Below are 25,218 nucleotides of genomic sequence, written 5' to 3'. Positions count from 1 at the left end.
GAACACCATGACCTCACCGATGTTTGAAAAGATCGCGCTGGTCGGCATCGGCCTGATCGGCTCGTCGCTGGCCCGCGTCATCCGCCGCGAAGGCCTTGCCGGCCACGTTGCCATTTCCACCCGAAGTGCTGCAACGCTGAAGCGGGCGGAGGAGCTTGGACTGGGGGATTCCTACACGACCGACGCAAAGGAAGCGGTCCGCGATGCCGATCTGGTCATCGTCTCGGTGCCGGTCGGCTCGTCCGGCGCGGTGGCCGAGGAAATCGCGCCGGCGCTGAAGAAGGGGGCGATCCTCACCGATGTCGGCTCGACCAAGGCGTCGGTTATCGCGCAGATGCAGCCGCACGTGCCTGAGGGCGTCCATTTCATTCCCGGCCATCCGCTAGCGGGGACGGAAAAATCCGGCCCGGATGCCGGTTTTGCCGATCTGTTCGACAATCGCTGGTGCATTTTCACGCCGCTGCCGGACACCGATCCGGATGCGCTGGAAAGGCTGTCGGAGTTCTGGCGCCGCTGCGGCGCCAACATCGATACGATGGATCCGCAGCATCACGACATGACGCTCGCCATCGTCTCGCATCTGCCGCACATCATCGCCTACAACATCGTCGGCACCGCCGACGATCTGGAATCGGTGACCAAGACGGAAGTCATCAAATATTCCGCCTCCGGCTTCCGCGACTTCACGCGTCTGGCCGCCTCCGACCCGACCATGTGGCGGGATGTCTGCCTGCACAACAAGGACGCCATCCTCGAAATGCTGGCGCGGTTCTCGGAGGACCTGGCCTTCCTGCAGCGGGCAATCCGCTGGGGCGATGGCGACAAGCTGTTCGACCTGTTCACCCGCACCCGCGCCGTGCGCCGCTCGATCATCGAGGCCGGCCAGGACATCGATGTGCCCGATTTCGGCCGCCAGGCGATCGAGCATCCCGTCAAGAGCTAGGCTGTTTCAGGCCAGGTCGCCGCGACCATGGCCAGCGTCTCGGCCCGGTCCGGCGCGCCGAGCCTGCCGCCGAAGCGCAGGCATTTGAGCGCGGCGGCGGCACTGGCAAAGCGCAAGGCCTGCTCGACAGGCATGGCCTCCGCCAGCCCGACGGCAAAGGCGCCGTGAAAGACGTCGCCGGCGGCGAGCGTGTCGACCGCCTTGATTCTTGGCGCGGCGACATGGCGGGATGATCCCGACGCGCGATCGAACCACCAGGTGCCTGCAGCGCCGCCGGTGATCGCGACGAACGCATCGGTGCGGGAGGCCATATCGGTGCAGGCGGTCTCTAGATCCATTGCATGGCCGCATATGATGCGGACCGCCGGCTCGGAGGCGACGATATGCGAGGCCAGCGGCAACAGCTGCTCCAGCACGGCCAACGGCGCCGTATCGGCATCGAGGATTGCCGGCCGGCCGGCTCCCCGCGCGGCTTTCAGGGCAAGCGCCGCGGCACCCGGCCACCGCACGTCCACCAGCACGGCATCGAATGGCGTGATGTCGGCGAAAGGCAAGGCTTCGGGATCGGCCTGGGCCAGCCTGTCGTAGAAAGGCACGATGATGCGCTCGCCATGGGCGTCGACCAGGATCGAGGCCAGTGCCGAGCGGGCGCCGCTGACGCGGCGGACGTAGCTGCAGTCGACACCCTTGGCCTCGATCCCGGCGACCAGCTGATCGCCGATGAGGTCATCGCCGGCACTCGCCCATAGCGATACGTCGGCGCCCAGGCGATGCGCGGCACAGGCGGCGCTCGTCGCCATGCCCGAGGCGATCTGGACGCCATCGGCGGCGATGAACTTGCCCTGATGCGTGGGCAGCGTCTCGACACGCAGGATGGTGTCCAGCGTCAGCGCGCCGACACTGAGGAGCCTCGCGGGTCTTGCCATGGCCGCGCTATTGCACCGGCTTGATCTTGCCGAGCGGGATGAAGCCGAGCGAGGCCTTGCCCTTGATCACCTTCAGCGGCATCGATGGTTCTTTGCCGAGCATGGCGAGCGCGGCAAAGCCCTGTTCGATCGCATCCTTCTGCTCGGGTATGGCGCCGGCCAGGATGGATGCCACGGCCTTGGGGTCCTTGATCCGGATCATCAGGTCGGCATCGACCAGGCCTTCGGCGTCGACCGACAGCGGCCCGGAAACGGTAACGCGCGCCGTGCCTGATGACAAATCGAGGTTGCGGATTTCGAGGCTCTGGCCACGTAGGCTCTTCACCTGCGTTCCGATCAGCGCGACACCATTCTTAAGCGTGGCGTCGCCGCTGGCATCGAGTGCCGGCAGCACGCGCCCGCCGATCGCATCCGCATCGATCTCCAGATCGGTGAAACTGCCGGCATAGTCGACGTCCTGACCGTTCGGCTGCAGCTGGCCGGCCGCCCTGCCGGCGCTGAACAGTTCCACCGGATCGGTGTCGTCGGCCGGGTCGGTCTGGCCCGACAGGCCCTCCGCCTGCAGCGCAATGCGCTGCGGCAGCGGCCATGACAGATTGACCTTGGCCTGCAGATTGTCCCAGTCGATCCACAGCGGCACCATGCCGGGAACGGAGGTCCTGAGTGGACCACGCAGATCGGCGACCGGCGACAGAGGCTGGGTGATCTGGGCGACGGCGTTGAAGGAGCCGGCCGAGGCCGCGATGTTCTTGGCGTCGTCCTCGTAGGCGAGGTTGTCGCAGGAGACGGTGAAGCTCAGCGGATAGCCGCTGACCTGGAGATTGGCGCAGCCGGCCTCGATGCCGCTCTTGTTCAGCGTGGCGACCGCCTTGTCGGTTTCAGTCCTGACCTTGTCGGCCAGGTAGAACCAGCCGCCGCTATAAAGGGCGAACAGCACAACGATGAACGCCACGAGCCAGAACAGGCCGCGGCGGGACTTAGGTTGGCGTTCGTCACTTGACGTCATGCTTTGGCTCTCACTAACGCATTGGTATTGGTGGACGGAGCTTTGATTCCGACAACACCAGGCAGGCTTGACGGATAGGTAGCTGGGGACGGACAGAAAAAACACCGGTTTCCGGTGCGGTGTTGCCATTCTTTTTGCAATCAGGCGCGGCGATATGGGCGATTTTTGGGTGTTTGGCTACGGGTCACTGATCTGGCGGCCGGGTTTCGCGCATGTCGAGACGCGGCGCGCCCATCTGCACGGCTATCGCCGCTCGCTCTGCGTCTATTCCTTCGTGCACCGCGGCACGCGCCAGCGGCCCGGGCTGGTGCTCGGTCTCGACCATGGCGGCTCCTGCGTCGGCCTGGCTTTCCGTGTGCCTGGCGAATTGCGTGACGAGGTCATCGCCTATCTGCGCGAGCGCGAGCTTGTCACATCAGTCTATCTCGAACGCACGCTCAAGGTCCGCCTCGAGGACGGCGGCGCGGTCGAAGCCTTAGCCTACATCGTCGACCGCAAGCATGAGCAATATGCCGGCGCGCTGGATGCCGCGCATGCGGCGGCGGTGGTGCGGGGCGCCGTCGGCCAATCCGGCAACAACGAGGACTATGTGCTCAGCACGCTGAGGCATCTGGAGGCACTGGGCATCCGCGACCATTGGCTGGAGGACGTGGCGCGGGGGATAGCGCCTTTGTGAAGCGCTGGCTCTGCTGAAATAGGCGGTCAGGCCTTTGACCTCGACGCGGCAAGACCTAGCTTAGGCGTCGAACCCCAGCCAGCGGGCGGCATTCGCCCCATCCCCATCATCACGGAGATTCGTCTTGCAGAAACGCCGTCTCGGTCGCACCGACCTTTCCATCGCGCCGCTGGTTCTGGGCGGCAACGTCTTCGGCTGGACCGCTGACGAGAAAACCTCTTTCGACCTGCTCGACCGCTTCGTCGGGGGCGGGCTCAACGCCATCGATACGGCCGACGCCTATTCGCGCTGGGTGCCGGGCAACAAGGGCGGCGAGTCGGAAACCATCATCGGCAACTGGATGAAGGACCGCGGCAACCGGGACAAGGTCGTGGTGATCACCAAGGTCGGCTCGGATATGGGGCAGGGGCACAAGGACCTCTCCGCCGCCTATATCGAAAAGGCTGTCGAGGCCTCGCTGAAGCGGCTGCGGACCGATGTCATCGACCTCTATCTGTCGCACTGGCCGGACCCGGCGACGCCCTATGAGGAAACGCTTGGCGCCTACGAGAAGCTGCTTGCCAAGGGCAAGGTCCGTCACATCGGCTGCTCGAACCTCGACGTCGGCCAGTTGCGCGCCGCGCTCGACGTGGCGAGCCTGCGCAGCCTGCCGCGCTACGAGGTGCTGCAGCCGGAATACAATCTCTACGACCGCTCCTCCTTCGACGGGCCGTTGCGCGATCTGTGCGTGGCCGAGGATATCGGCGTCATCACCTATTTCAGCCTGGCCAAGGGCTTTCTCAGCGGCAAATACCGCAGCGAGGCCGATCTCGGCCAAAGCGAGCGCGGCGAGGACGTCGGCAGCTATCTGAACGCGCGCGGCATGCGCATCCTGGCCGCTCTCGATGCCATATCCGCCAGGCATTCGGCGAAACAGGCTGAAGTCGCTCTCGCCTGGGCGATCGCGCGGCCAGGTGTCACCGCACCGATCGCCAGTGCCACCAAGCCCAGCCAGATGGACAGCCTGATCAAGGCAGCGTCGTTGAAATTGACCGCCGACGACATGGCCGAACTCGACAGCGCGAGCGACTGAGCCTTCGGCTGCCGGTCCACGCACGAACGTCCAAGACCACGCCTCAGCCTTGCCATAGCGTCCTTCGCTGTTGGCAAGACAGAGGGTGCAATGACGGAGCCGCTTCTTTCGCAGCCGCAGCTTTGGCGGCCGCTGCTCGCTCTGGTGCTGGCCGCTACGGTGGTCATGGGCAGTCCAGGGCCGGCAACGATAAGCGTCACCGCTGTCGGCGCCGCCTTCGGCCTGCGCGATTCTGTGCGCTACACTTTGGGGATCGTTCTCGGCACGATCGCCGTGCTTCTGGTGGTGGCGACCGGGATCATGGCGGCGCTTTCCTCGATGCCGAAGCTGGCGCCGGTCCTGGTTGTCGCGTCGGCCGCCTACATCCTTTATCTCGCCTTCAGGATCGCCACGGCGCCGCCGCTGGCGGCGCGCACGGCCGAGGCTGCGCGTCCGACCTGGCTTGCCGGTTTTCTGCTGGCGGTCGCCAACCCCAAAGCCTATGTGGCGATCGCCGCCGTGTTCGCCGGCGCCTCTTCAAGCCAGGGCGATGCGGTACTCGGCCTGTGGTTGAAGCTGACGGTGCTCGCGGCGATGATCGTTGTCATCCATGCCGTGTGGCTGCTTGCCGGCGCGGCGTTCGCGCGCTTCCTGCGCAGGCCTGTCGCATCGCGGATCATCAACCTGGTCTTTGCCGCCACGCTGGTGCTGACCACGGTGCTGGCCGTCTACGGCTGATCGCCCGGCCGGAGGCCCTTCAGGCCTTCGCGCCGAGTTCCCGCAGCCGCTTTAGTGCCGTCGGCGGGAAGGCGGGCGGGTTGGGCGCGCGGGCCGCTTCGATGAGCATCTGGTCGCAGGCGGCTTCCGTCTCGCCGATCAGCCGTGCCATGAACTCGTCCTTGCTGAGGCCCGGCGGGATCGGTGGCAGGAAACGCGCCTTGATGATGCCGGGATAGCGCAGGAACTTGCGGCGCGGCCAATAGAGGCCGGCGACATGGGCCACTGGCACCACTGGTACGCCAAGCTGCGCATAGATTTCGACGATGCCGTATTTGTAGGCCGGCTCGTCGCCCGGCGCCCGGCGCGTGCCCTCGGGATAGATGATCAGCTGGCGCGGGTTGCGCGCCATCTCTTCCTTGGTCGCCGCGACCACGGCCTTCAAGGCCTTGGAGCGGCTGCCGCGATCGACCGGGATCATGCGCATCTTCATGATGTACCAGCCGAAGAACGGGATCCAGGTCAGCTCGCGCTTGAGGATGTAGAGCGGGTCCTGGAGGAAAGGGAAGAAGGCGATGGCATCCCAGAACGACTGGTGCTTGGGCGCCAGGATGAAGGAGCCTTCGGGCAGGTTCTCCTGCCCGGTGATGTCGTTCTTCGTTCCGGCGATCTTGTCGTAGAGCCACATGCAACTGCGCGACCAGAATTTCGGCACGAACCAGGCGCGGTGGCGAGGCGACAGGAAATAATAGGGGGTCCAGAGGATCATCTGGACGATCAGATTGACGTAGAAGACGAAATTGAACGCCAGCGATCTGACATAGAGCATGAGGGAGGTCCGGTGAGGAAGTGTGCGTTGGTTACACCAAGCGCGGGGAAAAAGGAAATGGCGCGGCCGTGTCCCGGCCAATGCTGAAGCACGGCTCACGCTAGCCCAATCGTGCCAGCCGCTCCTTTAGACGCGGTGCGGCAAAGTCTAGGAAGGCGCGCAGCTTGACCGGCAGCAGGCCGTGGCCCGCATGCACGAGGCTCACCGGCCATGGTTCCGGCTCGAACTCTTGCAGCAGGATGCTGAGCATGCCGGATCGCACCGCGGCATCGACCTGATAGGAAAGCACTTTCGTCAGCCCGACGCCGGCAACCGCGGCATCGATCGCCGCTTCGGCGGTGTTGACCTGAAGGCGTGAGCGGATCTGGACCGTGACGTCCGTCTTGCCTCTGGTGAAGCCCCAAGGGGCGGCGGAGGAAAGTCCCTCGAAGGTGATGCAGTTGTGCGTGCTTAGGTCTTCCGGGATCGTGGGTATCCCGTGTTCGGCCAGATAGGCCGGGCTGGCGCAGACCACACGGCGGATCGAACCGACGCCAACGGCGACAAGGCGCGAATCGGGCAAGTGGCCGATGCGCAACGCGAGGTCGAAATGGTCTTCAACCAGCTGGGTTATGCGGTCCGCCGGGGTCAGGCGGATGTCCACGTCGGGATAGGCCGCGAGAAAGCCGGTGACCACGGGCAGCACATGGAGACGACCGAACACGACCGGCGCGGTGATGGCCAGTTCACCGGTCGGAGCGCTGTATTCGCCGGCCGCGGCGCGTTCCGCCTCGCCGACGTCATCAAGGATACGGCGGCAGGCCGCAAGATAGGCCTCGCCGGCGTCGGTTGGCGTCAGCCGGCGCGTCGAACGGTTCAGCAGCCTTGTGTTGAGATGGCGTTCCAGATCGGAGACCTTGCGGCTGACGGTCGCCAGCGGAACGCCGAAACGGCGGGCCGCGGCGGAAAGGCTGCCGGCCTCCACCGCCGCGACAAAGAGCGACATGGCTTCGAGACGATCCATAGCTTCTTCCAGAAAATGGAAGGAATGATTGCAGATATGCCATCTGCATTTCAGGAATGGAAGGGGCTATATCTCCAGCATGGCTTTGTGCGCAGCATAGCCACGCAATGGAGTTCCTATGTCTGAAAGCCGCCCACCCCTTCCGCCCTTCACCGCCGAGACCGCGGCGCAAAAGGCGCGCATGGCAGAGGATGCCTGGAATTCGCGCGATCCCGCGCGGGTCGCGCTCGCCTATACGACCGACAGCCGCTGGCGCAACCGCGCCGAATTCCTGCAGGGCCGCGATGCCATCCAGGCTTTCCTGACGCGCAAATGGAGCCGCGAGCTCGACTACAGGCTGATCAAGGAGGTCTGGGCCTTCCACGGCAACCGCATCGCCGTGCGCTTTGCCTATGAATGGCGCGACGACAGCGGCTCCTGGTTCCGCAGCTATGGCAATGAGAACTGGGAGTTCGACGAGCACGGGCTGATGCGCCTGCGCATCGCCAGCATCAACGACCTGCCGATCGCGGAAGCCGACCGCAAATACCATTGGCCGCTGGGACGCCGCCCGGATGATCACCCGACATTGTCGGCGCTCGGGCTCTAGCGCCATCCCCGCAAGGAGGTTTCGATGAACGCGCATGCTTTCACCAGCGATGTCGCCTTTACGCCGACCGTCAAGGCGATCCAGGCGCGCAAGGGCTCGCGCCAGTCCTACGCCCGCGTCGAGGAGCGCGGCGGCTGGCAAGCCGTCATCACGCCGGACCTTGCCGCCTTCATCGGGATGCAGACCAGCGTCTTCCTATCGACGGCCAATGGCGATGGCCAGCCCTACATCCAGCATCGCGGCGGTCCGGCCGGCTTTCTCAAGGTCTTAGACGAAAAGACGATCGGCTTTGCGGATTTTTCCGGCAACAGGCAGTTCATCACGCAAGGCAATCTGGCCGACAATCCACGCGCCTTCCTGTTCCTGATCGATTACATGCTGCGCCAGCGCATCAAGATCTGGGGCACGGCGCGCGTCGTCGAGAACGATGCCGAGCTGATGGCGAGGCTGATGCCTGGGGATTACAAGGCGCGGCCCGAACAGGTTATCCTGTTCACGATCTCGGCCTGGGATGCGAATTGCCCGCAACACATTCCGCAACGCTTCGAGGCGGCTGATGTGGCGGCAGCGCTTGGCGAGCGGGACAGGCGCATCCAACTGCTCGAGCAGGAGATCATGCAGCTGAAAGCCGCGTCGAAGGGGACCGACCAGGGATGATGGAACGGTGGCTCAGCCGCCGGCTGCGGTCTCGGCCAGCGCGATGCCGTCAGGGGTCGGTTTCACCGGCACGATGCCGCGCGCCAGCGCCAGCAGGTATTTGGTGTATTCGGTGAACAGCACGCGCAACGCCCGCGGCTTTGTCAGCCAGCCGCCATTGTCGAGATTGGAATTGACCACCGGATAGGGTTCCAGCTTGGCGCCATGCAGCAGGCGGCCCATTTCCAGCAAACTGCGCGGCATGTGGTAATTGTTGGTGACCAGGATCACCGTGCCATAGGCATGGCTTTCGACCCATTTGGCGCTTTCCTCGGCATTGCCGATCGTGTCGAGCGCGGCGCGATCGATGTCGACGCAGCAGGAAAACAGCTTCTTGTCGCCGCCGGTCGCGGCCTGGAGCTGGCGCCGGCTGGCGGAAGGATGCACGCCACTGATCAACAGCCGCTCGCCCTTGCCGGACGCCAGCAGATCCATCGCCGCATCGAGGCGCGACTGGCCGCCGGTCAGCACGATGATGGCATCGGCTTTCTCCGGATTGGCGGGCGTGGTCAGATGCGCGACCTTGTTGGCGAACCAGCCGAAGCCGCCGGCAAACAGCGTTGCGAGAACGAGGAGCGAGAGCGCGGATATCCGCAGCGCGGTTTTCAAACGACTAAACCCGCCGTGGTCACGCAAACGAGCAACCACCACTGGCATCTGTCCAGCCGTCCCGGTCGAATCCCGCACGTCCATGGCCATATGGTTAATCCTGAAATGCGGCCTTTGGTAGGTAAAAGACGCACTTTGCGTTACGCTGTTTCTCCATCCGTGATCACCCTGGTTCGATCTCCGCCAGAGCAAGCTCCCTTTCATGCGTCGGGTTGGCGAACATCGATGTCGCTGAGATAGGCGACGACGGTGGCATGCGAGGTTGCCGCGGTCAGCGCACCGATCACCAGCACCATCAGAACGACGCCGAGATAGCCTGCCGAGCCGATGGCGAAATTGCCGAACAAAGCGGTTGCCTGGTCGGCCTGCGGCGTCGCCATGTTGCGCGACGACCACCAGGAAAAGACGATGAAGACCAGCACCGCCGCCGCGCCGCCGGCGGCCGCGCCCTTCATGCCGGTGACCAGGAAATGCCGGCGAAATTCGCGCGCGATGAAGGCCGCCTCGGCGCCGACGAAATGCAGCACTTCGATGATATGGCCATTGCCGGCCATGGCGCCGCGGGTCGCGAACACCACGGTCAGCACCGTCGCCGACAGCATCAGCGCCAGCACGGCAATGCCGATGGTCACCGTGGTGCGCGCCATGGCCACCAGCCGGTCGACCCAGGTGCGGTGATCGTCGAGCGAGGCGCTCGGCAGTTTTGGCGTGATCGCGGCCCGCATGGCGGCGAAGTCGGGCGGGCTGTTCTCATCGATGGTGACGATGATCAGGCGCGGCACCGGCAACTCGTCGATGTTGAGGCCCGAACCCAGCCATGGCTCCAGCAGCCGTGCGGTCGCGTCGCGATCGATGATCCTTGTCGACTTCACACCGGGGAATTCGCCGGCGATCTGCGAGGCCTGGGCAAGGGCGGCCTCCATGTCGAGGCCGTCGGCCGGCTTGATCTGGATCGTCGCCTCGCGCGAGATCTGGTTCTCCCAGACCGAGGCGGTGTCGCGCACCAGCGTCACGGCGCCGAAGGTCAGGCAGGACAGGAAGGTCATGATGGCGATGACCAGGACGAGCGCCCGGCCGGCGATGTTCTGCGCCGGCACGATCGGCGCCATACGGCGCTGGGTGCGCGGCCTTGCCTCGGCCGCCTCGGCTTCCTGCTCATGCTCCTGGAGGTGTTCGGCGGACAGGTCAGTCATAGATGTCCAGCCTTCCGCCGGCCAGGATCATGCGGCGCGCGTCGACCTGCTCCATCAGGCCGAGGTCGTGGGTGGCGATCACCACGGCGGTGCCGAGACGATTGAGTTCGATGAAGAGCCGCAGCAGCCGTCGCGCCAGCGGCGGATCGACATTGCCGGTCGGCTCGTCGGCGAGCAGGATCTCAGGCTGCTCGATCAGGGCGCGCGCGATGGCGGCGCGCTGCTTCTCGCCGCCCGACAGGACCGGCGGCAGCACATGCATGCGCTCGCCCAGCCCCACCCATTTCAGCAGCTCGGTGACATCGGTGCGGTAGCTCGCTTCCTCGCGCCCGCGCACGCGCAGCGGCAACGCGACATTCTCATAGGTCGTCATGTGGTCGAGGAGGCGAAAATCCTGGAACACCACGCCGATGCGGCGCCGCAAATGCGGCAGTTCGGTGCGCGAGATGCGCGAACGGTCCTTGCCGAAAATGGTGATGAGCCCGCGCGTCGGCTTCAGCGACATGAACAGAAGGCGCAGCAACGTCGTCTTGCCGGCGCCAGAAGGGCCGCTCAGGAACTGGAAGGAGCGCTCCGGTATATGCAGGGAGATGTCGCGGAGGATTTCCGGACCCATGCCATAGCGGAGGCCGACATTTTCGAAGCGAATCAATTTCGACGACCTGAAATTCCTGGCAGCGCCAAGCGTGCCTGTTCTGTGAAAAGACCATCGGCCGGCATGGTTAACCGGCGGTTAATTCCTGGGTTGTTTCGGCGCGTCACGAGAGCTCCGGTGGGGAAGCGTTAACCATTTTTGTTTACGCAAAAGAAACGAAAAGCGAACACGCGCAATAACGGGGCCATGATGGCTGACGAACGAACCGCGCGCCCGGTTTCCGGCGAAATCATGACCGATGCCCCGGCAATTGCCGTGGCGGACAGGATCGTGCGCGGCCCGGCGGCCGATATCGTCGATGCCGACTATGTCGTGATGCCGCGCCTTGTCCCCATCGTGGAAAGCGTTTCACCGCAGCCGCGCCCGATCGTCACGCCTTCCATCGAGGGCATGGACATGCTGCGCAAGCCGGAAGCGCCGGCGGAACGGCAGCCGGCCGTCCGCGGCGGGCCGATCTTCTGGATCGCCGGGATCGGTGCTGCTCTCGCCGCCTTCTGGGTCTCCGGCGGCCATGCGTTGGTGCGCCAGGCGCCGTTCCTGTCCGGCGCGCAAGCGTCGGCGCTGACCATCTCGGGCGTCACTTCGCGCGTCGACGCCTCGGGGGCCAATCCGGTGCTGTTCGTCGATGGCGAGGCCGCCAATGACGGGGTGGGGGCCGCGACAATGCCGCCGCTCGAAATCCGCGTGACCGGCAATGACGGGCGTACAACCCGCTATACGTTGGGGACATCCGGCCATTCGCTGGCATCCGGCGAAAGATTCGGCTTTGCCAGCCGCCTCGACGTGCCTAAGAACGGCGTGAGGACCGTTTTGGTTACTTTCGCCCAATAGGCGATCACCGGGGAAGACCAGCAATGCCCATCGTACGCGACAAGGACATCGAAGTCCTGTTTTCGGCATCGGCGATCGCGCGCCGCAATCTCGAACTCGCCAAGGAGATCGCCGGGCACGACTATCACGATCTCCTGGTGATTTCGGTGCTGAAGGGCTCGTTCATCTTCGCCGCGGATCTGATCCGCGCCATGCATGATGTCGGCCTGTCGCCAGAGGTCGAGTTCATCTTCATTTCCAGCTATGGCGCCGGCACCACCAGCGGCGAGGTGAGGGTGCTGCGCGACATCGACAATGAGGTCGCCGGCCGCGACGTGCTGCTGATCGACGACATCCTCGAATCGGGCAAGACGCTGACCTTCACCCGTGACCTGATGCTCTCGCGTGGCGCGAAAAGCTGCTCCATCGCCGTGCTGCTCGACAAGCGCATGCGCCGCCAGACCGCGCTCGTCGCCGACTATGTTGGCTTCGACTGCCCCGACTATTTCGTCGTCGGTTACGGCATGGATGTCGCGCACGCCTTCCGCGAATTGCCCTTCGTGGGCGTCGTGAAGGGCGATGCGTGAGGCCATTGCCTTCGACCGACAAGTCCTGAAAAAGGCCTTAACGGTGCCGCAAAAAATAGCCCGATCAGGGGCTGGGTGCTTTCAGGAAAAGTCAACTTTTCGCGGCCAAATTGCCGGCCATGGCAAAGCTTTTGATCGTCGAGGACGATGAGTCCGTCCGCACCCTCGCAGCCCRCGCGCTCGAACGCGCAGGCCACGCAATCGATATCGCCGCCGATGGCGCCCAGGGCCTGGCGCTGATCCGCGCTGCTCATGGCAGCTACGATCTCGTCGTCTCCGACATCCGCATGCCCGAGATGGACGGCATCGAGATGGCGATCGCGGCGGCGGCGCTTTTTCCGGCGATGAAGATCATGCTGATGACCGGCTATGCCGATCAGCGCGAGCGCGCCGAGGAATTGAACGGCATCATTCTCGATGTCGTGCAAAAGCCCTTCACGCTGGCCGAAATCCGCTCGCGCGTCGAGCGGGCGCTGATCTGCTTCGCCTGATCAGGCCGGATCGGCAGTTGCAAGTACCGGCGGTGCGTTCTTGCGGCGCCCGGTGTTGAGCGCCAGTAGGCCGGCGCCGATGATAAGCGCCGCGCCGATCACGGTCGTTGACCGCGGCACTTCGGCGAAGAACAGGAAACCCCAGAGCGGCGACCACAGAATGCCGGTGTATTCGAAGGTGGCGACCCGGTTGGCTGGCGCCAGCCTGTAGCCTTGCGACAGAAGGATCATGCCGGCGGAAGCGACGAAGCCGCAGGCGGCCATCTTCAGGAAATCCGGCAGCGTCGGCCATATCCAGGGCCGTACCAGGAATTCGACGCTGGGGTGGACGGCGTGATTTATGCCGGCCAGATGGAATGTGCCGGCAACGACGGCCGCGCCGATGAGATAGGCGCCGTTCTGATAGAAGGCCATGACGGTGGACGATTCGGTATCGCCGATCTTGCGCGCCATCAATTGCGAGAAGCCGTAGAGCGCCGCCGAGCCGAGCGACAGCAGTGCCGCCCAGTCGAACAGGCCGGCGCCGGGGCGCACCATCACGATGACGCCAAGCAGTCCGATCAGCACGGTCGCCAGCGTCCGCCAGGAGACGCGTTCCCCAAGATAGGGGCCGGCCAGCGCCATGATGAACAGCGGCGCCATGAAATAGAGCGCCACCGCGTCGGCCAGCGGCAGCGCGGCGATGGCCAGATAGTAGACGGTGTAGGAGGTGAACTGGATGAAGGCGCGGATCGTCAGCAGGCCGAACCGCTTCGACAGGATCGCCGACAGCCCGACATCGGCGTGGACGAGGACGATCAGGATCGGCAAGGCGACGATCGAGCGGATCGCCATCACCTCGGTCACGGGGTAGGCGCTCGACACGGCCTTGACGAGCGGGTCCTGCAGCGAGAACACCAGCACGCCCAGGCACAGGCTCAGGATGCCGCGCACCATCCTATTCTGCATCTGCGTTCCGGCTCCTGCGCGTACGATCCGAAGCCGCCCGCCTCCAGATCAAAAAGAACCCGCCACCGTTTCGGGCAGCGGGCACGAGTGAGGACTCTTGATTGGTCCGCGGCCGATTTCGCAGCCGCATATCCAATGGGTGAGGCAACTATCGTCCGGTGTTTGACATGTTGCAAACGAATTGGAATGATGCCTGCAATCAAATCTGCTTATGATGGATAGCATGCGCCCGACCCTCGACAGCGATCTCCTGCGCACCTTCGTCGCCATTGCCGAGGCCGGCAATTTCACCCGTGCGGCAGAACAGGCCGGCCGCACCCAGTCGGCCGTGTCGATGCAGATGAAGAAGCTCGAGGAGCTGGTCGGCGACAGCCTGTTCGAGCGCGGCTCACGTGGCGTCGCGCTGACGCGGCGTGGCGGCGAGCTCATCGTCAACGCCCGCCGCATCGTCTCGCTGCTCGACGAAACGGCGGCGTCTATGGCGGCGCCGCCGCTCGGCGGACCGGTGCGCATCGGCATTCCGGAGGAATATGGCCACGCCATCCTGTCGCGCGCGCTCGGCGCGTTCTCGAAGCGTCACACCAAGGTCGAGGTCACGGTGCGCTACGCGCATTCGGAAGCGCAACTGGCGGCAGTCGCCGCCGGCGAACTCGATCTGTGCGTGGTGTTCGAATGGCAGGATCCGGCTGGAGGCGAAGTGCTGATGCACGACCCGACGGTCTGGGTGACGTCCACCCTGCATCACATGCACGAGGAACGGCCTGTGCCGATCGCGCTCTACAACCGGGTCAGCTGGTGCAAGGACTTCGCCATCAAGTCACTGGAGCAGCGCGGGCTTGCCTATCGTGTCGCCTATACCAGCGACACCACCGGCGGCCTGAAGCTTGCTGTCACCTCGGGGCTGGCGATCGCGCCGATCTCGCGCAGCAACATTCCGGATGGCTGCCGCGAACTGACGTCCGCCGACGGGTTCGGCGACATCGATTCCTCCAATGTGGTGATGCATCGCAACCCGAACGCGTCGGGCGAGGCGATCGACGGCATGCAGGAAGCGATTCGCGAGGCGTTCGTCAACCGGTAGAGTCAGTCCCTCACATCCTCATAGAAGGTCAGGCGGTTGCCGAACGGATCGGCAACCGTGATCTCCTTCGTCTTCCAAGGGGTCTCCTCCAACCCCGGCCTGGCAAAGCGGTATTTTCTTTCGCTCAACTCGTGGTGGAGCCCCGCAATGTCGGCAGTCTCGATCCGGAGATGAGCGCCTGGCGCGCCGTCGCCATGATGTTCGCTCAGATGCAAGACGCAGCCGTCGCGGGTAACGCCAGTGTATAGCGGCGTGTTGTCTTCATAGCGGTGTTCGAACTGCACTTCGAACCCGAGAAAACCGACGTAGAACTCATGCGCCTTGGCGACATCGAAGATACGCAGGATGGGCGTGACAGGACCGAGCTTCGGCATGGGGTTGCAACCGTTCGGGAGGGGCGGGCGGGGTGTGGGGCTGAGGTCCCTATTTCAGCTCGAGCAGCCGTTCCAGATAGCTGCGCTCGATATCCGGGCTTAGCGCGTTGCCGAGCCGCTTGCGGATCGCTTCCAGGATCTGGCGGGCGCGCTGGACGTCGATCTCGTCGGGAACCTTCACTGAATCGCCGAAATCGGGACCCTGGCTGGCACGCGGCCGGCCGAGCGGGTCACGGTCGGCATTCTGCTGGCGGCCGCCTTCCTGGCTGCCGCCCTGGTCGCCCTGCATGGCCTGCATCTGCTTCATCATGTCCTTGGCGCCCTTGCGCAGCGCCTCGAGCGCTCGGCCCTGGTGGCCGACGGCCTCGTCGCCCTGGCCCTCGCCAAGCGCCTGCTCGGCGCTACCCATCGACTTGCCGGCCTCGCCAAATCCTTCATTGGGCTCCATGCCCATGCCTTCGAGGCTCTTCTTCAGCTTATCGAGATCGCTCTTGAGCTGGCCCTGGCCTTCCTGCAACTGCTTCAGCGCATCGGCGAATTCCTGCGGCGTCATCGGCTTTTGCCTCGCTAGCGGGTCGCGGTCCTCGCCGACGCCGGGCTTGTCCTGGTCCTCGCCGCCGCCCTGGCCAAGCTGCTCGTCGCGGTTCTGTCCGCGCTGGCGCTCGCCGCGCTGCATCTGGTCCATGCGGAAAGTGTCGTTCATCATCTCCTGCTGGCGCCGCAGGATCTCGCCGAGCTTGTCCATCTGCTGGCGCATCTGGCTGTCTTGCTCGCCGCCCTGCTGTTGCCGGCCGGCCTGGAGATTGTTCATCATGTCCTGCAGCTGCGACAGCAATTGCTGCGCCTTGTCGCGGTCGCCCGACTTCGCCAGGTTCTCGATCTGGTCCATCATGCGGTCGATGTCGCTCTGGCGCAGTTCCTGGCCGTTCTGCTGCATTTGCGGGGCGTTCGGATTCTGCTTGGCGCGCTCGGCGAACTCCTGCAGGAACTGGTTCATCGCCTCGCGCAGTTCCTTCATCGCCTTCTCGATTTCGGCATCGCTGGCGCCGTTCTTGATGGCGTCCTGCAGCGCCTGCTGCGCCTGGCGCAGACGCTTCTCGGCCGCCGAGAGGTTGCCCTCTTCGATGCCGAGCGCGATTTCCCAGAGATAGGCGACCTCACCGCGCAGCTGGTCGTCGTTGCCGGCGAGCTTCAGCCGGCTGCGCGCGCTCATGATGGCGAGGTAGTGGGACATATTGTCGAACGTGTCTTCGGGCCGCAGCGTGATGGCGTCGATCAGGTCGAGCACGCGCGGCTTGGCATTGGCGTCGAGCGCCAGCAAGCGGCGCTGTTCGATCACCGCCCGTGCCAGCGGGTTGGCGAAGGGCCGCTCGGGCATCACCAGCGTCTTGGTTTCGCTCGACGCGGTGTGGCCGGCGTCGTCGGTGGCGACCAGCGTCAGCTTGATGCTGTTGCCGGCCCAGACGTGCTCGGTCAGGTCCTTGGTGGTCTTGGCGGCATTCGACTTGCCACCGCGGCGCGGCAGCGCCAAAGGCATTTCGGGCGGGCCGTAGAGCGGATGCGCGGCCGGCGCCTGCGGGTCGGCCAGCGCGAAGACCGCCTTGGCGGTGGCGGCGCCATAATCATCGTCGATCTGGTAGTTGAGCTCGAAGGCGCCGTTGGCGGCGCGCTTGGGCTCGCCGACGAAGCGGATCTGCGGCGGCTTGTCGGCGATCACGGCGAAGGCCCAGCGGCCGAGCTGATCCTCGCCCGATTTCAGCGTCAGCGTGCCGTCGCCGGTCAGCTTGCCGGTGAACTGGCGCACCTTCGACGGAGCCGCCGGGTTCGCGGCTGGCTTGGCGGTCGCGGCCTGCGGCCCGGCCGGGTCGATGGTGCGCGCGTTGCCGTCCTTGTCGGCATAGGCGAGCGTTTCCTCGCCCGAGCCTCCGGTGACGCGCAAGGACACGTCGCTGCCCTCAGGCACATGAAACGTCGGCGTCGCCTGGTTGGCATCGGCGGTCAGGAAGATCGGCGGCTTGCCGGTGTAGGCAGGCGGCGTCACCCAGGCATCGATGCGTGGCGGCACTGCATCATGCGCGCCGTGGGCGCTGAAGCCGTCGGCTATCCTGCCGCCTGTCGGCCCGAAGGAGAAGGCAAAGGCGGTGACGAGCAACAGCGCCGCCACGGCGCGCAGCCCCCAGGGGTCGCGCTCCGGCACACGGGTACGCGGCAGGTCAGCGCCAAGGCTGTCAAGCCTGGCGGCCATGCGCTTCTGGTGTTCGCGCCACAGCGCCTGCGAGAAGCTGCTTTCGCGACCGCTCGGCCGGTCGGCCTGCACCAGCACGGGGCTGTGCAGCAGGTCGTTGGCGGCCTCGATGCGGCGATCGACCTCGGCGGCGCCAGGCAAGCGGAAGAAGCGCAGCGGATAGAGCGCCGCCAGCCCCGCCAGGCCGAACGCGGCGACAAGGCCGATGCGCGCGACATCCGGCAGCCGGGAGAAAACGCCGAACCAGGAGACGCTCACGAACAGGCTGGCGAGAAGGATCAGCGGCAGCAGCAGCGGCCAGCCGCGCTCGACCATAATCGAGACCCGCGTTGCCAGCCGGCTCAAGGCCAGGCGCCCGGCCAGGCCGCGATCGCTGCTGAAGGTGGGTCGTTCGGTCATCGGCCCTTCCTGGAATCGGGCGGGATAGCCCGATCCTCACGACTCGAAGAATACCAGCAAACACGGCAAAGGCGAGGCGCTTTGAAAAAACGTTAAGCCCGCCAAAATGGTTGCAATCAGAAATTGGCGGGGTTTGCGTTGGCCCCGCAGACCAGCACGGCGACGCGTTCGCCCGGCGCCGGCGTGTAGCGGCCGGACAAGATCGCGGCGAAGGCGGCAGCCCCACCCGGCTCGGAAATGATGCGCACCCGGTTCCAAAGCGCCTTCTGGGCGGCGATGATATCGTCGTCGCTGACCAGGATGGAGCGCTCGACGAAGGCTTCGGCGATCGGGAACATCATTTCGCCGACGCGCTTTGGCGCCAGCGAATCGGCGGCGATGCCTTCGGCGGGTGCGTCGACGGGATGGCCGGCCTCAAAGGCGTGATGAAGCGTCGGCGCGCCTTCGGGCTCGATGGCGATGATGCGGATGCGGCCGGCATACCAGGCGGCGATGCCGCCGATCAGGCCGCCACCGCCGACGGCGACCAGCAGCGTGTCGATCCGAGGCAGGTCCGCCTCGATTTCGAGCCCGAGCGTGCCCTGGCCGACCAGCGTTTCCTCCTGGTTGAAGGCGTGGATCTGCAAGGCGCCGGTTTCCTCAGCGAAGCGTTCGCTGGCGGCCAGCGCCTCGGCATAGCGGGCGCCGCCGACGACCAGGTCGGCGCCATAGGAACGAATGCGGTCGAGCTTGGCCTGTGGGCTCACCTCAGGAACGAAGATGGTCGCCTTGTGTCCCAGCCGCATGGCGGCATAGGCGACGGCGGCGCCATGGTTGCCGCCCGACGCGGCGACGACGCCGGCCTCGGGAACCGGTCGCTCGAGAAGATTGGTGAAGGCGCCGCGCGCCTTGAACGAGCCGGAATGCTGCAGACATTCGAGCTTGAGGTCGACCGTCAGCGGCGGCCGGTCGAAATCGGCCATGTCGACGCGCAGCACCGGCGTGTGCCTGATAAAGGGGCGGATGCGCGGCTCGATCGCGGCAATGCGTTCGCGTGTGACGGTATTGCCCTGCGACATGATTTGCTCCCCGTCGTGAGATTCCGACTTATGCGAGCCAGTCTGGCACCGAATCCAGCCCGATCAAATCGTCATAGGTCAGGCGCGGACGCACGACGTGGAAACGGTCGCCGTCGACCAGAACCTCGGGCACCAGCAGTCGGGTGTTGTAGGTGCCGGCCTGCACGGCGCCGTAGGCACCTGCGGTGGCAACGGCAACGAGATCGCCGGCCTTCAGCCTGGGCAGGTCACGATCGAGGCCGAGATAGTCGCCGGTCTCGCAAACCTGGCCGACCACGTCGACCATCATGCGCGGCGTGTCGGCCGGCGGCTGCACGACCGGCTTGATGTCGTGGAAGGCATCATAGAGGGTCGGCCGGATCAGATCGTTCATCGCGGCGTCGACGACCAGGAAATTCTTGGCGGCGCCTTCCTTCACGAAGATCACTTCCGAGACGAGAATGCCGGCATTGCCCACGATCAGCCGGCCCGGCTCGAACATCACCTTCAGGCCGAGTTTGGTGACATGCTTCCTGACGATCTGGGCATAGGCGTCGGGCAGGGGCGGCGGGTTGTTGTCGACGCGGTAGGGGATGCCCAGCCCGCCGCCGAGATCGACATGCTCGATGGCGTGGCCGTCGGCGCGCAGCGCGCCGACCAGATCGACCAGCAGGGCGAAGGCGTCGTCGAAGGGCTGCAGCTCGGTGATCTGGCTGCCGATATGGGTGTCGATGCCGGTGACCTTGATGCCCGGAAGCGTTGCCGCGCGCGCATAGACCTGCCGCGCGCGCTGCCAGGCGATGCCGAACTTGTTCTCGGCCTTGCCGGTGGAGATCTTCTTATGGGTCTTGGCGTCGACATCGGGATTGATGCGCAGCGAGATCGGCGCCACCTTGCCAAGCGCTGTGGCGCGGGCTGACAGCAGCTCAAGTTCAGGTTCCGACTCGACGTTGAAGCAAAGGATGCCGGCTTCCAGCGCAAGGTCCATTTCGCGCGCGGTCTTGCCGACTCCCGAGAACAGGATCTTGCTGGCCGGAATGCCGGCCGCCAGTGCCCGGCGCAACTCGCCTTCCGAGACCACGTCGGCTCCGGCGCCGAGCCTGGCCAGGGTGCGCAGCACGGCCTGGTTGGAGTTGGCCTTCATGGCGTAGCAGACCAGCGCGTCGAGGCCGGCAAAGGCCTGGGCAAAGACGCGGTAGTGCCTGGTCAGCGTGGCGGTCGAATAGCAGTAGAACGGCGTGCCGACCTGAGCGGCGATATCAGGGATTGCCACGTCCTCGGCATGCAGCACGCCGTCGCGGTAGTCGAAATGGTTCACGAGAGTGATTCCGGAAGTTGGAGCACGACGAGATCGGGTTCGGGGGACCAACCCGGTCCGATCGGTTTTAGATCAGCGGGTCGAGGATGAACTTCTTGTCCTTGACCGGTTTCTCCGGCTCCGGCGGCAAAGGCTCCTTGGCCTTCTCGGCATCCTTGCGCGCCTGCACGGCCGCCTCATAGGGCGTGTCGAGACCGGCCTTGCGGCCGCAGGCGGTCACGGCGGCCATCGCAGCCAGCAGCGTCAGCGTCACCAAAATCCTGCTTCCGGTCATCGATCCATCCGTCCGAAACGTGTTGTCAGCCGCCGCTTTTAGCCGAGTTCTCGGCGTATTGCACCCCTGGCTCAGGCTTTGGCCAGCCGCTTTTTCCAGTAGCGGATCTGCTTCCTCACTTCCGACGGCGCGGTGCCGCCGAAACTGGTGCGGCTCTTGACCGAGTTCTGCACCGCCAGCACCGAGAAAATATCTGGCGTGATGCCGGGATTGATCGACTGCAGGTCCTCCAGCGAAAGCTTCTCCAGGCTCACCTTCTTCTCCTCGGCCAGCGCCACCGCGCGCCCGGTGACGTGATGCGCCTCGCGGAAGGGCAGGCCGAGCGTGCGCACCAGCCAGTCGGCGAGGTCGGTCGCGGTCGCGTGGCCGGAGCCCGCGGCCCTCTTCATCGCGGCCGCGTTGACCGTCATGTCCGAGACCATGCCGGTCATCGCCGCTAGCATCAGGTCGAGCGTCTCGGCGGCATCGAACACCGATTCCTTGTCTTCCTGCATGTCCTTGCCATAGGTCAAAGGCATGCCCTTCATCACCGTCAGCAGGCCGACCAGATGGCCGTTGACGCGGCCGGTCTTGCCGCGCACCAGTTCGGCGGCGTCGGGGTTCTTCTTCTGCGGCATGATCGAGGAGCCGGTGGAAAAACTGTCCGACAGCCTGATGAAGCCGAACTGCGGCGTCGACCAGATGATGATCTCCTCGGCCAGCCGCGACAGATGCGTGGCGCAGATCGCCGCCATGCCGAGAAAGTCCAGCGCGAAATCGCGATCGGAGACGCTGTCTAGCGAATTGCGCATCGGCTCGCGGAAGCCGAGCGCCTTGGCGGTCCGGTGGCGGTCGATCGGGAAACTGGTGCCGGCGAGGGCGGCGGCACCCAGCGGGCTCTCGTCCATGCGTTCGATGGCGTCGCGCACGCGCGACAGGTCGCGCGCAAACATCTCGACATAGGCCATGCAGTGATGGCCGAAGGTCACCGGCTGCGCCGCCTGCATATGGGTAAAGCCCGGCATCACGGTCGCCGCATGCTCCTCGGCCCGCGCCAGCAGTGCCGTGATCAGGCCCTTCAGCGCTTCGGCGACGCGGAAGCATTCGTCCTTGACCCAGAGCCTGAGATCCACCGCCACCTGGTCGTTGCGCGAGCGCGCCGTGTGCAGCCGGCCGGCAGCCGGGCCGATCAGGTCGGCGAGGCGTGCCTCGACATTCATGTGGATGTCTTCGAGCTTGGTCGAGAACTCGAAGCTGCCGGCCTCGATCTCTTTCAGGATCGTGTTCAGCCCGTGAGCGATTTTTTCTTGATCGGCCGCCGAAATAATGCCCGTTTGCGCCAGCATCTCGCTATGGGCGATCGAGCCGCGTATGTCCTGCGCGTAGAGTTTGCGGTCGAACGAGATCGACGCGTTGATCGCTTCCATGATCGCGGCCGGACCCGAGGCAAATCGTCCGCCCCACATCTGGTTGCTGGTCTTCTTGTCGCTCATCGCTATAAAACCCGTGCTTCGGAGCAGTTTTGAGAAAATGGCAGACGGAAACAGATTTTTCCCGGCCCCGCGCCTGATCCTCGCCGCTTTGGTGGCGGGAGCGCTGGCCGGCGCGGTCGCGGTATATGTCAGCGAGAGCCGGTCTGGCAACAATGCACCGGCCCAGGTGGCGGTCGGCGGCAGCAAGGATGACGTCGCCTGCGCCGCCAAGAGCGACCGCGCCAAGAAGATCGCCGCCGCTGCCACCGGCGAGGTCGCGGCGCTTTTGCCCGCCGATCCGCCGCAATCGATGAAAAGCCTTGCCTTCAATGGTCCGGACGGCAAGCCGATGACCATCGCCGACCATGCCGGCAAGACGGTGCTGCTCAACCTCTGGGCGACGTGGTGCGCGCCGTGCCGCGCCGAAATGCCGGCGCTCGATGCGCTGCAGAAGGAGAAGGGCAGCGACAGCTTTCAGGTGGTCGCCGTCAATGTCGATGCCGGCGACGATGTGAAGCCGAAGAAATTTCTCAAGGAAACAGGCGTCGAAGCGCTCGGCTATTACCGGGATTCGACGGTGGCGCTGTTCAACGACCTCAAGACGCGCGGCCTGGCGCTCGGCCTTCCCGTCACCATGCTCATCGATGGCGAAGGCTGCCTGATCGCGCATATGAACGGCCCGGCCGAATGGTCTGGACCTGACGCCAGGCGGCTGGTCGACACGGCGCTCGGATCGTGAGCGATCAGGCCGAGCGCACGCTTGGCTTGAGCAATACGAGATTGCCATCGCGATGGCCGGCGCGCGCCGGAGTGCGCTTGCCGTGGCCGGTCAGGTCGTCGAACGCCTCGATGGGCGCCGGCTTGCCGAGATAGTAGCCCTGGCCGATCTCGCAGGCTTCGGCATCCAGGAATTTCAGTTCGCCAAGCGTCTCGACGCCTTCGGCAAGAACCGGCAGGCCAAGGCCACGCCCCAGCCCCAGCACGGCGCGCACGATCGCCGCGACCTGACCGTTGGTGTCGACCGCCTTGATGAAGGAGGAGTCGATCTTGATCTTGTCGAAGGGGAAGGCGCGCAGGTTGGAGAGCGAGGAATAGCCGGTTCCGAAATCGTCCATGGCCACGCGCACGCCAAGCGACTTGACCTGCCGCAAGGTTGCCAGCGCACGCGGCATGTCCTTAACCAGCGCGGTTTCGGTGATCTCCAGTTCCAGCCTTGTCGGGGCAAGCCCCGTTCTTAGCAAGGTCTCGTGGACCTTGCGGCTGAAATTGGGATTGTGAAGCTGGACCGCGGAGACATTGACGGCGACCGTCAGCGGATTTTCCCAGCGGGCGGCTTCCTCGCAGGCCGCGTCGAGCACCCAGTCGCCGATCTGCCCGATGGCGCCGCTGTCCTCGGCCACCGGGATGAATGTCGCGGGGGAGACGTCGCCGCGTTCGGGATGGCGCCAGCGGATCAGGGCTTCGAAGCCAACCATCCTGCCGCTGCTGATCTCCTTCTGCGGCTGGTAGACGAGGTAGAACTCGTTGCGCACGACGGCCTGGCGCAGTTCGTGCTCCATTATGCGCTTGTCGCGGGCCTCGGCGCCCATCGAGGCCTCGAAATAGCGATAGGTGTCCCTGCCTTCGGTCTTGGCGCGGTAGAGCGCGGTGTCGGCATGGCTGATCAGGCCGGTCGGGTCTTCGGCATCGAGCGGATAGATCGCGATGCCGATGCTGGCCGAGACGAGGCCGCCGCCGGCCGCCGCCCGGTTTTCCTCGCGCATGGCGGCGAGCAGCGAGCCGGCGATGCGGCCGGCCGCCTGCGGGTCGGGCAGATTGGGGGCGATGATGGCGAATTCGTCACCGCCCAGGCGCGCAAGCATCTGTCCATGGCGCAAAACGCCGGCCGCGCAGGTCGCCACCTTCTGCAGCATCGCATCGCCGGCGCCATGTCCGTAAAGGTCGTTCACCTCCTTGAAGCGGTCGAGGTCGAACAGCAGAAGCGCGAGGTGCCGGCCTTTGACGCCCTTTTCGGAATTGGCGATCCGGTTCATGGATGCGATTTCCATGTCGAGACGGCTGGAAAAGGAGCGGCGGTTGGCCAGTCCCGTCAGCGGATCGAAATGGGCGAGACGAAGGATCTCCTCCTCCGCCTTCTTGCGCTCGCGGATGTCGCGGACGGCAATCACGTTGTGGGGCTTGCCGCAATAGTCGATGCTTCGGGCGATCAGCTCTACGGGAATCCGCGTTCCGTCGCGGTTCCTCAACTCCGCCTCCCATGGCTGGCCTGCCAGGGTGCCAGCGTCGGTTGCGGTGTGGTCGTCGAAGAGCTCGCGCAGTTCCGTGCCGTTCAACGTCGCGGCCAACGTGCCGGTCAGCTTGCCCATGCTGTCATTGGCGCTGACGATGCGGTTGCCGTCGCAGACGATCAGGCCCTCCACGGCGGCATTGGCCAGGCCGTGCATGCGATCGACCTCGAGCTTCTGGCGACGGAAGCGCAAATCGATCCATAACGCCGATGCCGACAGCACCAGGATGACCAGCGTGGCGGCCGCGGCGGCGAAAGCCTGCGAGGTGGGCTCGATCGTGTACTCGGATATGACGATCGAGGAGTCGGGAAAGATCGAGACGGCGCCCATGCCGATGAAATGCAAGGTGCAGATCGCCAGCGTCAGCAGCACCGCGCCGGCGGACGTCGCCGTCAAGGACGGGCGGCGCAGCACGACATGCAGCGCCAGCGCCCCGAGTGTCACGCCGGCCAGCAGGGAGACAGCCACCATCAACAGGTTCCATTCGACGCGGCCCTGCACCTCGAATGCGGCCATGCCGATGTAGTGCATGGCCGCGATGCCGCCGCCCAGAACGGCGCCGCCGACGAGACGATACTCGAACTCGTCGCGCAAGGTGGCGATCCACATGCCGGCCGCCGTCAGCGCGACCGAGGCGGCGAGCGAGAGCACGGAGAGCCACGGATCATAGGCACTGGGGATGCCGGGCGTGAACGCAAGCATGGCTATGAAATGCGTCGCCCAGATGCCGAAGCCGGTCGACGTGGCCGCGATCATCAGCCAGGCAAGGCGGTTCCGGTCCGTCGAACGGCTGATGTGGTGAAGCAGGCTGACGGCGGAGAAGCAGGAAATTCCGCAGATCAGCGCGGCGAGTACGACCAGTCTCAGATCGTGCTGGTTCACGATACAATTATAGACCGTCAACATCTTATATCCCCAAGCCCATTGGAAATAAAAAACGAAATATGACTGATTAAGGCCTGGCTGTTGAAGGATCGATAAAGTCGCCTGCAACCAGAACGTGCTTTCCCGGCGCATGGGCG

Annotated in this window: 26 protein-coding genes; 11 read left to right on the top strand and 15 right to left on the bottom strand. The window is 65.0% G+C overall.

The annotated features are described in order from the left end of the window. The first annotated feature begins 7 nt into the window (after window positions 1–7). Window positions 8–943 (top strand): prephenate/arogenate dehydrogenase family protein, encoded by a 936-nt coding sequence (locus tag AC1DPX_RS29475; RefSeq protein ID WP_477241093.1) that lies wholly within the window; start codon window positions 8–10, stop codon window positions 941–943. Here AC1DPX_RS29475 and AC1DPX_RS29470 read toward each other — a convergent pair. Then, window positions 940–1,869 carry a sugar kinase gene (locus tag AC1DPX_RS29470; RefSeq protein ID WP_477241091.1) on the bottom strand — a complete coding sequence of 310 codons (930 nt, stop codon included), beginning with the start codon at window positions 1,867–1,869 and terminating at the stop codon, window positions 940–942. The two genes, AC1DPX_RS29475 and AC1DPX_RS29470, sit on opposite strands and share 4 nt — an antisense overlap. Window positions 1,870–1,876: 7 nt before the next feature. Next, window positions 1,877–2,875: a DUF2125 domain-containing protein gene (locus tag AC1DPX_RS29465; RefSeq protein WP_477241089.1), complete on the bottom strand. Its 999-nt coding sequence runs from the start codon at window positions 2,873–2,875 to the stop codon at window positions 1,877–1,879. A 154-nt stretch (window positions 2,876–3,029) separates the two neighbouring features. Between AC1DPX_RS29465 and AC1DPX_RS29460 the strand changes: the two genes are divergently transcribed. The 3 genes from AC1DPX_RS29460 (at window position 3,030) to AC1DPX_RS29450 (ending at window position 5,340) form a co-directional block, all read left to right on the top strand. Further along, the gene (locus tag AC1DPX_RS29460) at window positions 3,030–3,551 is read left to right on the top strand and encodes a gamma-glutamylcyclotransferase (RefSeq protein ID WP_477241087.1); all 522 of its coding nucleotides are present in this window, start codon (window positions 3,030–3,032) and stop codon (window positions 3,549–3,551) included. A gap of 124 nt (window positions 3,552–3,675) precedes the next feature. Beyond that, window positions 3,676–4,623, top strand: a complete 948-nt coding sequence (locus tag AC1DPX_RS29455; RefSeq protein ID WP_477241085.1) for an aldo/keto reductase — start codon at window positions 3,676–3,678, stop codon at window positions 4,621–4,623. A 90-nt stretch (window positions 4,624–4,713) separates the two neighbouring features. Next, window positions 4,714–5,340, top strand: coding sequence for a LysE family translocator (locus AC1DPX_RS29450; RefSeq protein WP_477241083.1), 627 nt, complete (start codon window positions 4,714–4,716; stop codon window positions 5,338–5,340). 19 nt (window positions 5,341–5,359) lie between these two features. Here AC1DPX_RS29450 and AC1DPX_RS29445 read toward each other — a convergent pair whose 3' ends face one another. Beyond that, the gene (locus tag AC1DPX_RS29445) at window positions 5,360–6,148 is read right to left on the bottom strand and encodes a lysophospholipid acyltransferase family protein (RefSeq protein WP_202357698.1); all 789 of its coding nucleotides are present in this window, start codon (window positions 6,146–6,148) and stop codon (window positions 5,360–5,362) included. 100 nt (window positions 6,149–6,248) lie between these two features. Continuing rightward, window positions 6,249–7,151 (bottom strand): LysR family transcriptional regulator, encoded by a 903-nt coding sequence (locus AC1DPX_RS29440; RefSeq protein WP_477241081.1) that lies wholly within the window; start codon window positions 7,149–7,151, stop codon window positions 6,249–6,251. 118 nt (window positions 7,152–7,269) lie between these two features. Between AC1DPX_RS29440 and AC1DPX_RS29435 the strand changes: the two genes are divergently transcribed. After that, entirely contained in the window at window positions 7,270–7,740 is a 471-nt protein-coding gene (locus tag AC1DPX_RS29435; protein ID WP_202357700.1) for a nuclear transport factor 2 family protein, read from the top strand. A 24-nt stretch (window positions 7,741–7,764) separates the two neighbouring features. After that, window positions 7,765–8,397: a pyridoxamine 5'-phosphate oxidase family protein gene (locus AC1DPX_RS29430; RefSeq protein ID WP_477241079.1), complete on the top strand. Its 633-nt coding sequence runs from the start codon at window positions 7,765–7,767 to the stop codon at window positions 8,395–8,397. A 12-nt stretch (window positions 8,398–8,409) separates the two neighbouring features. Here AC1DPX_RS29430 and AC1DPX_RS29425 read toward each other — a convergent pair whose 3' ends face one another. The 3 genes from AC1DPX_RS29425 to ftsE form a co-directional block, all read right to left on the bottom strand. Further along, a complete protein-coding gene (locus AC1DPX_RS29425) occupies window positions 8,410–9,135 on the bottom strand; it encodes a YdcF family protein (protein ID WP_477241077.1) in 726 nt (241 codons plus the stop codon). 110 nt (window positions 9,136–9,245) lie between these two features. Beyond that, entirely contained in the window at window positions 9,246–10,238 is a 993-nt protein-coding gene (locus tag AC1DPX_RS29420) for a cell division protein FtsX (RefSeq protein WP_477241075.1), read from the bottom strand. Then, the gene (gene ftsE, locus AC1DPX_RS29415) at window positions 10,231–10,890 is read right to left on the bottom strand and encodes a cell division ATP-binding protein FtsE (protein WP_010911739.1); all 660 of its coding nucleotides are present in this window, start codon (window positions 10,888–10,890) and stop codon (window positions 10,231–10,233) included. The genes AC1DPX_RS29420 and ftsE overlap by 8 nt, the downstream gene beginning before the upstream one ends. Window positions 10,891–11,079: 189 nt before the next feature. On the opposite strand from ftsE, the gene AC1DPX_RS29410 reads away from it, so the two are divergent. The 3 genes from AC1DPX_RS29410 (at window position 11,080) to AC1DPX_RS29400 (ending at window position 12,781) form a co-directional block, all read left to right on the top strand. Next, window positions 11,080–11,724 carry a fimbrillin family protein gene (locus AC1DPX_RS29410; RefSeq protein WP_202357704.1) on the top strand — a complete coding sequence of 215 codons (645 nt, stop codon included), beginning with the start codon at window positions 11,080–11,082 and terminating at the stop codon, window positions 11,722–11,724. A 23-nt stretch (window positions 11,725–11,747) separates the two neighbouring features. Beyond that, on the top strand, window positions 11,748–12,290 hold the full coding sequence (hpt, locus tag AC1DPX_RS29405; protein WP_010911737.1) for a hypoxanthine phosphoribosyltransferase: 543 nt from the start codon (window positions 11,748–11,750) through the stop codon (window positions 12,288–12,290). Window positions 12,291–12,409: 119 nt separating this feature from the next. Next, complete coding sequence (locus tag AC1DPX_RS29400; protein WP_477241073.1) at window positions 12,410–12,781, top strand: response regulator; 372 nt, start codon at window positions 12,410–12,412, stop codon at window positions 12,779–12,781. On the opposite strand, the gene AC1DPX_RS29395 is transcribed toward AC1DPX_RS29400, so the two are convergent. Further along, window positions 12,782–13,729: a DMT family transporter gene (locus tag AC1DPX_RS29395; protein ID WP_477241071.1), complete on the bottom strand. Its 948-nt coding sequence runs from the start codon at window positions 13,727–13,729 to the stop codon at window positions 12,782–12,784. Window positions 13,730–13,952: 223 nt separating this feature from the next. Between AC1DPX_RS29395 and AC1DPX_RS29390 the strand changes: the two genes are divergently transcribed. Continuing rightward, entirely contained in the window at window positions 13,953–14,810 is an 858-nt protein-coding gene (locus tag AC1DPX_RS29390) for a LysR family transcriptional regulator (RefSeq protein WP_202357707.1), read from the top strand. Between the two features lie 2 nt (window positions 14,811–14,812). Here AC1DPX_RS29390 and AC1DPX_RS29385 read toward each other — a convergent pair whose 3' ends face one another. The 6 genes from AC1DPX_RS29385 to argH all read right to left on the bottom strand — a co-directional run bounded on the left by AC1DPX_RS29385 (window position 14,813) and on the right by argH (window position 21,929). Beyond that, entirely contained in the window at window positions 14,813–15,184 is a 372-nt protein-coding gene (locus AC1DPX_RS29385) for a glyoxalase superfamily protein (RefSeq protein WP_477241069.1), read from the bottom strand. A gap of 49 nt (window positions 15,185–15,233) precedes the next feature. Beyond that, window positions 15,234–17,828: a TIGR02302 family protein gene (locus AC1DPX_RS29380; RefSeq protein WP_477241067.1), complete on the bottom strand. Its 2,595-nt coding sequence runs from the start codon at window positions 17,826–17,828 to the stop codon at window positions 15,234–15,236. Between the two features lie 116 nt (window positions 17,829–17,944). Next, complete coding sequence (locus tag AC1DPX_RS29375; protein WP_477241065.1) at window positions 17,945–18,886, bottom strand: threonine/serine dehydratase; 942 nt, start codon at window positions 18,884–18,886, stop codon at window positions 17,945–17,947. Between the two features lie 28 nt (window positions 18,887–18,914). After that, on the bottom strand, window positions 18,915–20,183 hold the full coding sequence (gene lysA / locus AC1DPX_RS29370) for a diaminopimelate decarboxylase (protein ID WP_477241063.1): 1,269 nt from the start codon (window positions 20,181–20,183) through the stop codon (window positions 18,915–18,917). A gap of 67 nt (window positions 20,184–20,250) precedes the next feature. After that, on the bottom strand, window positions 20,251–20,457 hold the full coding sequence (locus AC1DPX_RS29365; RefSeq protein WP_202357712.1) for a hypothetical protein: 207 nt from the start codon (window positions 20,455–20,457) through the stop codon (window positions 20,251–20,253). A gap of 71 nt (window positions 20,458–20,528) precedes the next feature. Beyond that, on the bottom strand, window positions 20,529–21,929 hold the full coding sequence (argH, locus tag AC1DPX_RS29360; RefSeq protein ID WP_477241061.1) for an argininosuccinate lyase: 1,401 nt from the start codon (window positions 21,927–21,929) through the stop codon (window positions 20,529–20,531). 37 nt (window positions 21,930–21,966) lie between these two features. Here argH and tlpA point away from each other — a divergent pair, with 37 nt between their 5' ends. Further along, window positions 21,967–22,647 carry a thiol:disulfide interchange protein TlpA gene (gene tlpA, locus AC1DPX_RS29355; RefSeq protein ID WP_284277710.1) on the top strand — a complete coding sequence of 227 codons (681 nt, stop codon included), beginning with the start codon at window positions 21,967–21,969 and terminating at the stop codon, window positions 22,645–22,647. Between the two features lie 4 nt (window positions 22,648–22,651). On the opposite strand, the gene AC1DPX_RS29350 is transcribed toward tlpA, so the two are convergent. After that, window positions 22,652–25,102, bottom strand: a complete 2,451-nt coding sequence (locus AC1DPX_RS29350) for a putative bifunctional diguanylate cyclase/phosphodiesterase (protein WP_477241059.1) — start codon at window positions 25,100–25,102, stop codon at window positions 22,652–22,654. Window positions 25,103–25,218 lie beyond the last annotated feature (116 nt).

The sequence above is a fragment of the Mesorhizobium sp. 01N446 genome, from assembly GCF_056399285.1.
Note: the sequence above shows the minus strand (reverse complement) of the source record. Positions and strands in the feature narration are given on the sequence as shown.